10 protein-coding genes are annotated in these 12,480 nt (G+C 72.8%); 6 read left to right on the top strand and 4 right to left on the bottom strand.

Translation table 11 applies throughout. The annotated features are described in order from the left end of the window. Positions 1–21: 21 nt before the first annotated feature. Positions 22–987, bottom strand: coding sequence for a 16S rRNA (cytosine(1402)-N(4))-methyltransferase RsmH (rsmH, locus tag IE140_RS08775; RefSeq protein WP_032761620.1), 966 nt, complete (start codon positions 985–987; stop codon positions 22–24). A 429-nt stretch (positions 988–1,416) separates the two neighbouring features. Between rsmH and IE140_RS08770 the strand changes: the two genes are divergently transcribed. The 4 genes from IE140_RS08770 to IE140_RS08755 all read left to right on the top strand — a co-directional run bounded on the left by IE140_RS08770 (position 1,417) and on the right by IE140_RS08755 (position 7,056). Further along, positions 1,417–1,980, top strand: coding sequence for a beta-class carbonic anhydrase (locus IE140_RS08770; RefSeq protein WP_032761621.1), 564 nt, complete (start codon positions 1,417–1,419; stop codon positions 1,978–1,980). A 251-nt stretch (positions 1,981–2,231) separates the two neighbouring features. Continuing rightward, entirely contained in the window at positions 2,232–3,275 is a 1,044-nt protein-coding gene (locus tag IE140_RS08765) for an AAA family ATPase (RefSeq protein ID WP_032761623.1), read from the top strand. Next, positions 3,275–4,642 (top strand): DUF58 domain-containing protein, encoded by a 1,368-nt coding sequence (locus IE140_RS08760; protein WP_093440794.1) that lies wholly within the window; start codon positions 3,275–3,277, stop codon positions 4,640–4,642. Before IE140_RS08765 ends, IE140_RS08760 begins: the two co-directional genes overlap by 1 nt. After that, positions 4,639–7,056 (top strand): transglutaminase TgpA family protein, encoded by a 2,418-nt coding sequence (locus IE140_RS08755; protein WP_150192942.1) that lies wholly within the window; start codon positions 4,639–4,641, stop codon positions 7,054–7,056. The genes IE140_RS08760 and IE140_RS08755 overlap by 4 nt, the downstream gene beginning before the upstream one ends. 271 nt (positions 7,057–7,327) lie before the next feature. Here the strand turns inward: IE140_RS08755 and IE140_RS08750 are convergent, their stop codons facing one another. The 3 genes from IE140_RS08750 to IE140_RS08740 form a co-directional block, all read right to left on the bottom strand. Beyond that, positions 7,328–7,732: an SCO2097 family morphological protein gene (locus IE140_RS08750; RefSeq protein WP_006123866.1), complete on the bottom strand. Its 405-nt coding sequence runs from the start codon at positions 7,730–7,732 to the stop codon at positions 7,328–7,330. A 247-nt stretch (positions 7,733–7,979) separates the two neighbouring features. After that, positions 7,980–8,738 carry a methyltransferase gene (locus IE140_RS08745; protein WP_088574131.1) on the bottom strand — a complete coding sequence of 253 codons (759 nt, stop codon included), beginning with the start codon at positions 8,736–8,738 and terminating at the stop codon, positions 7,980–7,982. A 105-nt stretch (positions 8,739–8,843) separates the two neighbouring features. Continuing rightward, a complete protein-coding gene (locus IE140_RS08740) occupies positions 8,844–9,371 on the bottom strand; it encodes an SAV_6107 family HEPN domain-containing protein (protein ID WP_032761626.1) in 528 nt (175 codons plus the stop codon). A 168-nt stretch (positions 9,372–9,539) separates the two neighbouring features. On the opposite strand from IE140_RS08740, the gene IE140_RS08735 reads away from it, so the two are divergent. After that, the gene (locus tag IE140_RS08735; protein WP_150192943.1) at positions 9,540–10,370 is read left to right on the top strand and encodes an ATP-binding cassette domain-containing protein; all 831 of its coding nucleotides are present in this window, start codon (positions 9,540–9,542) and stop codon (positions 10,368–10,370) included. After that, complete coding sequence (locus IE140_RS08730) at positions 10,342–12,429, top strand: YhgE/Pip family protein (protein ID WP_150192944.1); 2,088 nt, start codon at positions 10,342–10,344, stop codon at positions 12,427–12,429. Before IE140_RS08735 ends, IE140_RS08730 begins: the two co-directional genes overlap by 29 nt. Positions 12,430–12,480 lie beyond the last annotated feature (51 nt).

The raw sequence follows: 12,480 nt of genomic DNA, 5'->3' as shown, positions 1-12,480 counted from the left end.
TGCGGCGTCCGGCCCGGGTGCTCATCGCTCCTCCTCGCGGATGCGCTGGGCGCCGCGCAGCCGGGCGGGGGCGGCGCGCCGGTTCTCGGCGACCTCCTCCTCGGTGGGCAGCTCGGCGCCCCGGGTGAGCTGCTTCAGCCGGGGCTGGTAGCGCTCGGGGACGACGGGCAGACCGGGGGGCGCGGTGTTGGCGGCGCCGGCCGCGAAGACCTGCTTGACCAGCCGGTCCTCCAGCGAGTGGTACGAGAGCACCGCGATCCGGCCGCCGACGGCGAGGCTGTCGACGGCGGCCGGAATGGCCCTCTCCAGGACACTCAGCTCGCCGTTGACCTCGATGCGCAGGGCCTGGAAGGTCCGCTTGGCGGGGTTGCCGCCGGTGCGCTTGGCGGCCTGGGGCAGCGCGTCGCGGATCAGCTCGACGAGCCGGGCGCTGTTGCTGAACGGCTCCTTCTCGCGCTCGCGCACGATCGCGGAGACGATCCGCTTGGCCTGCTTCTCCTCGCCGTACGCGCGCAGGATCCGCACGAGCTCGCCGGGCGGGTAGGTGTTGAGCACCTCGGCGGCGCCCATCCCGGTGGACTGGTCCATGCGCATGTCGAGGGGGGCGTCCTGGGCGTAGGCGAAGCCGCGGTCGGCCTCGTCCAGCTGCATGGAGGAGACGCCGAGGTCGAACAGGACGCCCTGGACCTTCGGGATCCCGAGCCGGGCGAGGACGTCGGGGAGCTCGTCGTAGACCGCGTGGACGAGGGTGGCCCGGTCGCCGTAGGGGGCGAGCCGTTCGCCGGAGAGGCGGAGGGCTTCCTTGTCGCGGTCGAGGGCGATCAGCCGGGCGGTGGGGAAGGCGGCGAGCAGGGCCTCGCTGTGGCCGCCGAGGCCGAGGGTGCAGTCGACGACCACGGGCTCCGGGTGGGCCGGGTCCTGGAGAGCCGGGGCCAGCAGGTCCAGACACCTCTGGAGCATCACCGGGACGTGTCGGGTCTGGCTCAATGCGCCCTCTCAGGCTCTGTCCCGCGCGGCCGGCACGTACGTCCTGGTCCCCGCCCGCTCTGAAGGGGAGGCCCGCCGGCGCCGGGGAAGGGGCGTCGGCCGACCGAGAGCGGGAGAGGGCCGGGTCGCACGTACGCCGCACATCACGGGGGAAATACGGAATATGCAGGAGGTGCGGGGAGGTGCGATGGGGCAGTGGGGCGGGAATTCGGGTGTTGACTTCGCGTTACTTTAGTCCACCCTGCCATTCGATCGATTCGCGATCAACGAACCGCGCAGCGCGTCGCGCCACCCGACCGGATGCGGTGAACTCACCCGAACGGGTGCGTCCACAGGGGCCTGTGGGTTAGCTCACAACAAGCCGTGTTGACGTTCTTTGTCCGCTCTCACAGCCCTCCCGGGCCAGGTGGGAAGGCTAACGTCGTAGCCATGTCGACTTCTGCTCACTCCCCCGCCGAGTCCGTCACGTCCACCGCTGCGGCGGTCCGCGAGGGGGGCCAGGTCACCGACCGCCTCGTCGCGCTGAACTCCGAGTACGCGAAGGACTTCCGCGACCCGGGCATGGACGCCCGCCCCGTCCTCCAGGTCGCCGTGGTCGCCTGCATGGACGCCCGTCTCGACCTGCACGCCGCGCTCGGCCTGGAGCTCGGCGACTGCCACACCATCCGCAACGCGGGCGGCGTGGTCACCGAGGACGTGATCCGCTCGCTCACCATCAGCCAGCGGGCGCTCGGCACCCGCAGCATCGTTCTCATCCACCACACCAACTGCGGTCTGGAGTCCCTCACCGAGGACTTCCGGCAGGACCTGGAGCGCGAGGTGGGCCAGCGTCCGGCCTGGGCCGTGGAGGCCTACACGGACGCCGACCAGGATGTGCGCCAGTCGATGCAGCGGGTGCGGACCTCGCCGTTCCTGCTGCACACCGACGATGTGCGCGGGTTCGTCTTCGACGTGACCACCGGTCTGCTGCGGGAGATCGACTCCGTTTCCTGAACGGACTCCCGTCGCTTCCCGGCCCTCCGCTGCACCTCACACACGCATCGCCGTGCCCTGCGGCACCGGAATCATGACAGACACTGCCTTTTCACACCCACTTATCCACAGGCGAGTGACACGAAGCGGTAACGGCAACAAGAATGCGGGTGTGACATCCCCCGGGTCCTCCGGAGGAGTGTCCGATTTTTCGGGGTGGGCCGCGCGGGTACGCGCGACGGCCCCTGCGCAAAAGGGCCGAGGAGGGCCGGGTGACGACCTATGACGATCGAGCGAGCCTCACTGATCTGACCACCACCGCAGAGCGGGTGCGCAGGTCGGTGGAGGGTGTGATCGAGGGCAAGCCCGAGGTCGTACGGCTATCGCTGACCGTGCTGCTCGCCGAGGGGCATCTCCTCATCGAGGACGTGCCCGGGGTCGGCAAGACCATGCTGGCCAAGGCGCTGGCGCGGTCCATCGACTGTTCGGTGCGACGGATCCAGTTCACGCCGGACCTGCTGCCCTCGGACATCACCGGCGTGTCGATCTTCGACCAGCAACGGCGGGACTTCGAGTTCAAGCCGGGCGCGATCTTCGCCCAGATCGTGATCGGCGACGAGATCAACCGCGCCTCGCCGAAGACGCAGTCGGCGCTGCTGGAGTCGATGGAGGAACGTCAGGTCACCATCGACGGGCACACCTACGAGCTGCCCGACCCGTTCATGGTGGTCGCCACGCAGAACCCGGTCGAGATGGAGGGCACCTACCCGCTGCCCGAGGCCCAGCGCGACCGCTTCATGGCCCGGGTCTCCATCGGCTACCCGAGCCCGGAGGCCGAGCTCCAGATGCTCGATGTGCACGGGGGCCTCTCCCCGCTGGACGATCTCCAGCCGGTGGCCCACGCCCACGACATCGTGAAGCTGATCGACGCCGTCCGTACGGTCCATGTCGCCGACGCCGTGCGGCGGTACGCCGTGGAGCTGGTCGCGGCCACCCGTACCCACCCCGACCTCCGGCTCGGCGCCTCCCCGCGCGCGACGCTGCATCTGCTGCGCGCCGCGAAGGCGTCCGCCGCGCTCAGCGGGCGCGACTACGCCCTGCCGGACGACGTCCAGGCGCTGGCCACGCCGGTGCTGGCGCACCGGCTGCTGCCCACCGCCCAGGCCCAGCTGAACCGCCGCACGGCGGAGCAGGTGGTCGGGGAGATCATCCAGCGCACCCCCGTACCGACCTCGGCCGGCGGCACCGCGCCGCCCGCGCGGGAGCCGGGCCGCCCGCTGTACCACCAGCAGCAGCCCGGGGCACGGCGGCTGTGATGGCGGCCGGCGAGCCCGGCGCCGTGGAGGACGGCGGGCGGAGGGGCGGCCTCCGGGCGGCCCTGGGCGGACTGACCACCCGGGGGCGCTCGTTCCTGGCCGCCGGTCTCGCCGCCGCCGTCTGCGCGTACGTCCTGGGCCAGGGCGACCTGCTGCGGGTCGGGCTGCTGCTCGCCGTGCTGCCCCTGGTCTGTGTGACCGTGCTCTACCGCACCCGCTACCGGGTCACGGGCACCCGGCGGCTCTCGCCGTCCCGGGTCCCCGCGGGCGCGGAGGCCCGGGTGCACCTGCGGATGGAGAACGTCTCGCGGCTGCCCACCGGTCTGCTGATGCTCCAGGACCGCGTGCCGTACGTGCTGGGCCCGCGGCCCCGCTTCGTCCTGGACCGGGTGGAGGCGGGCGGCCGGCGCGAGGTGTCCTACCGGGTCCGCTCCGATCTGCGCGGCCGCTATCCGCTGGGCCCGTTGCAGCTGCGGCTCAGCGACCCCTTCGGCATGTGCGAGCTGACGCGTTCCTTCAGTGCGTACGACACCCTCGTCGTCATCCCGCGTACGGTGCCGCTGCCCGCGCTGCGACTGGCGGGCGAGGCCTCCGGGTACGGCGACGGGCGGCAGCGATCGCTCGCGCTCGCCGGTGAGGACGACATCATTCCGCGCGGCTACCGGCACGGCGACGATCTGCGCCGGGTCCACTGGCGCTCCACCGCGCGGCACGGCGAGCTGATGGTGCGCCGTGAGGAACAGCCGCAGCGGGCCAGATGCACGGTCCTGCTGGACACCCGGCAGATCGGCTACCAGGGCGCCGGGCCCGACTCGGCGTTCGAATGGGCGGTCTCGGGGGCGGCCTCCGCCCTGGTGCACATGCTGGAGCGCGGCTTCGCCGTCCGGCTGCTCACCGACGACGGGAACGCGGTGCCCGGCGAGGGGACCGACGGATACGCGGGTTCGACCCAGGAGTCCGCGGACTCGGCGGGACTGATGCTCGACACGCTCGCCGTCGTCGGCCACTCGGACGGCGGGGGTCTCAGCCGCGCCCACGACGTGCTGCGCGGCGGCAACGAGGGGCTGCTCATCGCCTTCTTCGGCGATCTGGACGAGGAGCAGACCGCGGTCGCGGCCCGGATGCGGCAGCGCGCCGGGGCCGGGGTCGCGTTCGTCCTGGACAGCGCCGCGTGGGCCGGCGACGAGAGCGCGGCGGGCGCGGCCGAGGACCGGCTGCGACGGCTGCGCGAGTCCGGCTGGACGGCGGTGCCGGTGGAGCCGGGTGACGAGCTGCCCGAGCTGTGGCAGCTGGCCGGCGGGATGCGCACGGACACGCCGTCCGCCCCGAGCGGCGGCTCGAACGGTTTCGCGGGGGGATGGTCATGAGCGGGCGGGCCAGGCTGGCGCTGAGCGCCTATGCGGCGACACTGCTGGCGGCGGGGGCGCTGATCCCGCTGGTGGAGGGGGCCGGCTGGCTGGTGCAGGCGGCGGTGCTGCTCGGCGTCCAGAGCGGAGTGGGCGCCCTCGCGCGCCGGGTCCCGCTGGCCCGGACGCTGACCGTCGCCGCCCAGGCGCTGGTCACGCTGGTGCTGCTGACGCTGGTGTTCGCGCGGGACCACGCCCTGCTGGGGGTACTGCCGGGACCGCAGGCCGTGATGCGTCTCGGCGAGCTGCTGGTGGCGGGCGGCGAGGACGTCGGTACGTTCTCCGCCCCCGCACCGCTGACCGACGGCATCGAGCTGATGGTGGTCGGCGGGGTGATCCTGATCGGCCTCCTGGTGGACGCCATGGCGGTGACCTTCCGCAGCGCGGCCCCGGCGGGGCTGCCGCTCCTCGCCCTGTATTCGGTGGCCGCCGGTCTCTCCGACGGCGGGGCGGGCTGGGTGTGGTTCCTGCCGGCCGCCTCCGGCTATCTGCTGCTCCTGCTGGCGGAGGGCCGGGACCGGCTCTCCCAGTGGGGCCGTGTCTTCGGCGGGGCTTCGCGGACCAGGGGCGGTCTGGCCGAAGGGCTGTCCGGTACGGGCGGCGGGTCCTCCCCCGTGCGGACCGGGCGGCGGATCGGCGTGCTGGCGCTCGGCATCGCCCTGGTGGCGCCCCTCGCCCTGCCCGCGCTGGACAGCGGTCTGCTCGGCGGCAACGGCCCGGGGAACGGCAAGGGCAGCGGCGGCGGCACGATCTCCGCGGTGAATCCGCTGGTCTCGTTGCAGAACAACCTCAACCAGCCGGAGAACCGGGAGGTGATGACGTACCGCAGCAACATCGAGAACCCGCAGAACCTCTATCTCCGGATCCTGGCCCTGGACGAGTTCAACGGCAGCGAGTGGCGTTCCTCCACCCGGCGGCTGACGGACGTGCCCGACCGGCTCCCCCGGCCCGCGGGGCTCGGCGGGGACGTCTCGGTCACGGAGGTCCGGACGAACATCTCCGCCTCGCGCTCCTACCAGCAGACGTATCTGCCGCTCCCCTACCCGGCGAGCGAGGTCCGTGTCGACGGCCGCTGGAGGTTCGAGCCCGAGGGCCGCACCCTGGTCGGCGACGACGGGCAGACGACGCGCGGCGCGCAGTACGAGGTCGGCAGCCTGGTCGTCGAGCCCACGGCACAGCAGCTCGCGACCGCGGGTTCGCCGCCCGAGGAGCTGTTCCGTGAGTACACCCAGCTCCCCGGCTCGCTGCCGGAGGTGGTCGCCGAGACCGCGGCGCAGGTCACGGAGGGCTCGGCCAACGCCTACGAACAGGCCGTGAAGCTCCAGGACTGGTTCGCCTCCGAGGGCGGCTTCACCTACGACACGACGGTCACCTCGGGCACGGGGTCGTCCGCCATCGCCCGGTTCCTCCGTGACAAGGAGGGCTTCTGCGTCCACTTCTCGTTCTCGATGGCCGCGATGGCCCGGACGCTGGGCATCCCGGCCCGGGTCGCGGTGGGTTTCACCCCGGGCACCATGAAGTCGAACGGGGCGATCTCGGTCGGGCTGCGTGACGCGCACGCCTGGCCCGAGCTGTATTTCGAGGGTGTCGGCTGGACCCGGTTCGAGCCCACCCCGAGCCGGGGCAGCACGCCCTCGTGGACCCGGCCCGAGGTTCCCACGGGCACCCCGAGCGACGCGGCCGAGCCCTCCGCCGACACCTCCACCGCGCCGTCCGCCCTCCCCTCCGCCGACGACAGCTGCCCGCCGCAGCTGCGCCAGGAAGGCGGGTGCGGGCCGTCGCAGGAGGCGGGGGCGGCGGCGCCGACCGATCGGGGCACCCCGCTCGGGACGGTGCTGCTGGTGGTCCTCGCGGCGGTCCTGGTGCTCGCGCTGCCGTTGTCGCCGCTGCTGTGGCGGACCCGGGCGCGGAACCGCCGGCTGGGCTCCGGGGGCCGGACGCCCGCCGACGCCGCCGCGCGGACGCTGGCCGCCTGGCGGGAGATCACGGACACGGCCTGGGATCACGGCATCGCACCGGACGACTCGCTGACGCCCCGCAAGGCGGCGGCCCGGATCGTGCGGCTGGGCCGGCTCGACTCCACCGCGGCCGAGGCGGTGCACCGGATCGCGGGCTCGGTGGAGCAGGTGCTGTACGCCCCCGAGCCACGACCGGCGGACGGTCTCGCGGAGGACGCGGCCGCGGTGCGGGCGGGACTGCGGGCCACGGCGGGCCGGGGCACCCGGCTGCGGGCAACGCTTCTGCCCCGCTCGTCCGTCCGGGTGGTGTGGGCCGTCGCCGACCGCCGGACGGCGCTCGCGGAGCGGTGGTCGAGCCGCGCCGGGGCCGGTCGCTGGACGGCCCGGCTGCGCCGCCTCACGCGCCAGCACGGCTGAGGCGGGTCAAGCCCCGCACTGGAAAGCCTCCGGTCCGGACCCCGCGGCGGGGTCCGGACCGGAGGCTTTCGCGGCTCCGCCGGGAGGCCGTGCCGACTCTGCCGGTGGCTCTGTCGGCCCTGCCGCGGAGGCTCAGCGGGCTCTACCGCCCAGGGAGCCGTCCGGCAACGGCTGAGGGGCGGCCGCGGAAATGCGGCCGCCCCTCACCCATCGGTGTCCTGCGTGGTGCCGTCGCCCGGTTCTGTGGGAAGAACAGGGCGACGCCTACTGCTTACTGGCCCTGTTCGTCGCGGCGGCGCTGCCACCGCTGCTCGATGCGGTTCATCATCGACCGGCGTTGTCTCGGTCGGCGGCGTGCGCCGCTGTCCCCGCCACCTGCGGCGGCCGGCTGCTGCTCACCGGGCTTGGGCGCTTTGCGCCAGCCGGTGACCGCGAGCACGGCACAGCCGAGCATGACGAGGAACCCCACCACGCTGATCCAGATCTGCTGGGCGACCATTCCGGCCATGAGGAGCGCGATACCCACCAGGAAGCCTGCGACCGCCTGGTAGACCCTTTTGCGGGTGTACGTACGCAGCCCGCTTCCCTCGAGCGCTGTCGCGAACTTGGGATCTTCGGCGTACAGCGCTCGCTCCATCTGCTCGAGCATGCGCTGCTCGTGCTCCGAGAGCGGCACGGGATCCTCCTCGTCGTCGGCCGCGGGGGCGACCGGTATGCGGCCCTTCCAGGATAGGCAGGGATTCGCCCCCGTGAAACCCGCCCTCTAGCGTTCAGCCAGTCCGGACCGCTATGTCGGCTCGGCTGTTGAGGCGTAGATTCCCCGACGACCGATCCGCCATGCCGGATGGTGTCACCCGATCATACGGGGCTTACGCCTCGTACGGGGGTCCTGAGTCCCACTCCGTCCGCAGCTTCGTTGCTGATCAGCGGCGCTTCTCGCCCAGAACGTGCAGCTGGGTGGCGACCGAGTGGAACGCGGGCTGCTCGGCGGCGGCCGCTTCGAGCTTGAGGAGCGCCTCCACGGCGCCGGGTTCGGTGTCCACCAGGACGCCCGGCACGAGGTCGGCGAAGACCCGGACCCCGTGCACCGCGGCGATCTCCATCCCGGCGTCGGAGACCAGGTCGGAGAGCTGGTCGGCGGTGAACCTGCGGGGCACCGGGTCACCCTCGCCCCAGCGGCCCGCCGGGTCGGTGAGCGCCTGCCGGGCCTCGGTGAAGTGTCCGGCGAGGGCGCGGGCCAGAACGGCTCCGCCGAGACCGGCGGCGAGCAGGCTGAGCGCGCCGGAGGGGCGCAGCGCCTCGACCGCGTTGCGTACGCCCTCGGCGGGCTCGTCGACGTACTCCAGGACGCCGTGGCAGAGCACCGCGTCGAAGCCGTGGCGCTCGACGACGTCGAACAGGCCGAGGATGTCGCCCTGGACGCCCCGGACCCGGTCGGCGACCCCGGCCTCGGCGGCGCGGCGCTCCAGCGCGAAGAGCGCGTTGGGGCTGGGGTCGACGACGGTGACCCGGTGGCCGAGCCTGGCCGCGGGCACGGCGAAGTTGCCGGTGCCGCCGCCGGTGTCCAGGACGTCCAGGGCGTCCCTGCCGGTCGCCTTGACCTGACGGTCCAGAGCTTCCTTGAGGACCTCCCAGACCACGGCGGTACGGAGGGAGGCGCGGGGGCGCGGCTGGTCCGACACGGCAGATGACTCCTCAGCACGGTGCCGCCGGGTACGGCGGAGCGTGAACAGTGCGGGTGGTGATGCGAGCGGTCACCACCCTATTGCCTCGCGCCCCTGGACAGCTCACCCGCCGCCCGGGCGCTCCGGGCGGGGCTGCGGAAGGATCGGCTGGAGCACCAGGAGCCGTTCCACCAGGCGCAGGAACATGGCCGCGTCGCGCAGCAGATCGTCGGCGTCACGCCCGCTGGCGGCTCCCGGCATACCGGCCTCCGCGCGGGCCCGCCGGTCGGCGCCCGAGGCGAAGAGGGCGCTCCATTCGGTCAGCTCCGGGGCTATCTCCGGGAGGACTTCCCAGGCGCTGCGGATCCGGTCGCGGCGGCGCTTGTTCGTCTCGGGGCGCCCGCGGGCGGCCAGCACGGCCGCCGCGATGCGCAGGGCGGCGAGGTGGGCGGTGGCGTACCGCTCGTTGGGCTCGTGGAGCACGGCGGCCTCGTCGAGGCCGGAGCGGGCCTTGGCGAGCAGATCCAGGGCGGCGGGCGGCGCCGCGGCGCGGCGCAGGACGGGGTGGACATCGGCGGCCGGACCGGTCAGTGAGGGGGCAGGGCTGCCTGCGCGGCGCCGCGGGGCGGCGGCTGCGGACGAGCTGGCCATGACGAACCTCCTGTCGTCGTGTGACGGCTCCGTGGCCGTCTGTGTCCATGGTGGCGGGCACCACTGACAATCGACCCGAAGTCGACCCTGACCTGCTGTTTTGCTTCGAGCGCGAGTTCGGACTACCTTTTTGCACTGACTGGTCAGTTCAAATAGGGGAGGGTCTCTGTGGAGAGCCCGCACGGCGCGGCTGTCAGCGCCGAGGACTTCGGACTGGAAGGACCGCGCGGCCGGGTCTTCCGGAACGTGACGTTCAGTGCCGAGCCGGGGGAACTGGTGGCCATCGAGGGCCCGTCGGGGTCGGGCCGCACCTGTCTGCTGCTCGCCCTCACCGGCCGGATGCGCACCACCGAGGGCAACGCGGAGACCGGCGGGCTGCGTCTGCCGAAGCAGGCCGCCGCCGTCCGCAGGATCGCCGCCCTGGGCCCGGTGCCGGGCGTCAGTGAGCTGGACCCCGCCTTCACCGTCGCCGAGCACCTGGGCGAACGCGCCCTCCTCCAGGGCCGTTACGGATCGCCCCTGCGCGCCCTGCTGCGCCCGCGCGCCGAGCGCCGGGCCGCCGCCGAGGCCCGGGTCGACGAGGCGCTGGAGGCCGCGGGCCTCGACCCCGCCACCCTGCCGAAGTCGGGGCGCACCTCCGTGCGCGACCTGGAGCGTCTGGAGGCGCTGCGGCTGTCCGTCGCGCTGGCGCTGATCGGCAAGCCGCGGCTGCTGGCCGTCGACGACACCGACCTCAAGCTCTCGGACGCCGAACGCGAGCAGGCCTGGGCGCTGCTGCGCTCCGTGGCCGACGCCGGGACGACCGTGCTCGCCGTGTGCAGCGAGGCTCCCGGGATCACACAGGTCGTGCGCACCGCACCGGCCGCCGGAGAAGCCGGCGTCGAAGAACCGGCCGTCGAAGAAGCGGCCACCGAAGAGCCCGCCGCCGAAGACGCCACCCAGGAACCCACCACCGAGGAGGAGACGGCCGATGCGTTCGCCGAAGCTCGCCGCGCTTGAGCTGAAGCGGTTCGGCCGGGGCAAGCTGCCCGCCGCCGCGCTCGTCGCCCTGCTGCTCCTGCCGCTGCTCTACGGCGCCCTGTACCTGTGCTCGTTCTGGGACCCGTACGGAAAGCTCGACAAGCTGCCCGTCGCCCTGGTCAACGACGACAAGGGGGCCACCAGCGACGGCAAGCGGATCACCGCCGGTGACGAGATCAGCGAGAAGCTGCTCGACTCCAAGGTCTTCGCCTGGCACGAGGTCAGCGCCGCCGAGGCCGAGAAGGGCGTCGAGGAGGGCACGTACTACCTCTCGCTGACGATGCCGTCGGACTTCAGCAGGAAGATCGCGTCCAGCGGCGGGGACTCCCCCGAGACCGGCGCGCTCCAGGTGCGGACGAACGACGCCAACAACTACATCGTCGGGCAGATCTCCAAGACGGTCTTCGGCGAGGTGCGCAACGCCGCCTCCACGAACGCCTCCCGGGGTTTCCTGGACCGCATCTTCATCAACTTCTCCGATCTGCACGACAAGACCGCCGAGGCGGCCAAGGGCGCCGACGACCTCAAGGGCGGCATCTCGAAGGCGAAGCAGGGCTCCAAGGACCTCGCGGACGGCCTGAAGGACTCCAAGGCGGGCAGCAAGAAGCTCTCCGACGGGATCGTGAAGCTGAACCAGGGCTCCCGCGACCTCGCGACGGGCTCCCAGCAGGTCGCCGGGGGCACCCAGGTCCTGGCCGACAAGGTCAACGGGATCGCCGGTGACGTACGGCCGTTCTTCAAGGACAACGGGAAGTCCATCCAGGACACCGCCCGGCTGGTCGCCGACACCTCGGGGGCCGTACGGCACAACCTCGACGTGCTGGTGAAGTCCGCGCCCACCGCGGCGTCCGGCGCCAGGAAGGCCGCCGACGAGCTGGCCGAAATCCACCGCACCCAGTGCGAGGAGGCCGAGGAGCCCGACGCCACGGCCTGCCCGCCACTGGAGCGGGCCAAGGTCACGGCCGAGGACGCGGCGAAGATCGCCGCCGATGTGAACATCCTGGTCGCCAACCAGAACGGCGATCTGAAGAAGCTGAGCACCCAGCTCACCGCCTTCCAGAAGCAGGCCGAGGCGCTCGCCAAGCGCGCCCCGACGCTGGACGACGACCTGGCGTCCGCCGTGGCCAAGGTCAACGAGCTCAACACCGGGGCCAAGAGGGTCGCCAAGGGGGCGCAGGCGCTGCACACCGGCCTCGGGACCGCGCAGACCGGCTCCAGCAACCTGGACACCGGCGTCGGCAAGCTGAAGACCGGCGCGGAGAACCTGGACGGCGGGCTGTTCCGGCTCGGCGACGGCTCGGCCGAGCTGGCCCAGGGCCTCAACGACGGTGTGGAGAAGATCCCCGACTACGACAAGAAGGACCGCGACGCACGCACCGACGTCATGGCCGACCCCGTACAGCTGGCCTCCAAGTCGCTGCACGCGGCCCCCAACTACGGCACCGGCTTCGCCCCGTACTTCATCCCGCTGTCCCTGTGGGTCGGCGCGATGGTGGCGTACATGCTGATCCAGCCGATGAACCGGCGGGCGCTCGCCGCCGGGGCCTCCTCGTGGCGGATCGCGTTCGCCGGCTGGCTCCCGGTCGCCGCCATCGGCACGGCCCAGGTCGGCGCCCTGATGGCCGTCCTGCACTGGGGCCTCGGCCTCCAGATGGCGCACGCCGCCGGAACGATCGGCTTCCTGGCCCTGGTGACCTGCTGCTTCGCCGCGATCGTGCAGTGGCTGAACGCCTGCTTCGGGGCGGCCGGACGGATCCTGGTCCTGGTCGTGCTGATGCTCCAGCTGACCTCGGCCGGGGGCACCTACCCCGTCCAGACGAGCCCCGGATTCTTCGGCGCGATCCACCCGTACCTCCCCATGACGTACGTCGTCGAGGGGCTGCGCAGGCTGATCACGGGCGGCCCGCTCACCCCGGTCTGGCTGGGCTGCGCGGTGCTGGCGGCCTTCACGGTCGGCGCGCTGGCCCTGACCGCGTTCACCGCCCGCCGCAAGCAGGTGTGGAGCCTGAGCCGGCTGCACCCGGAGCTGAGCCTGTGAGCGCGCCCGCGGTCGCGTCCCCGGGTGCGCCCGGGCCTGGAAGAATCGGCC

The sequence above is a fragment of the Streptomyces parvus genome (assembly GCF_014648875.1).
Taxonomy (GTDB): domain Bacteria; phylum Actinomycetota; class Actinomycetes; order Streptomycetales; family Streptomycetaceae; genus Streptomyces; species Streptomyces parvus.
The sequence above is the reverse complement of the archived record's forward strand: the minus strand, read 5'-3'. Positions and strand labels throughout refer to the sequence as shown.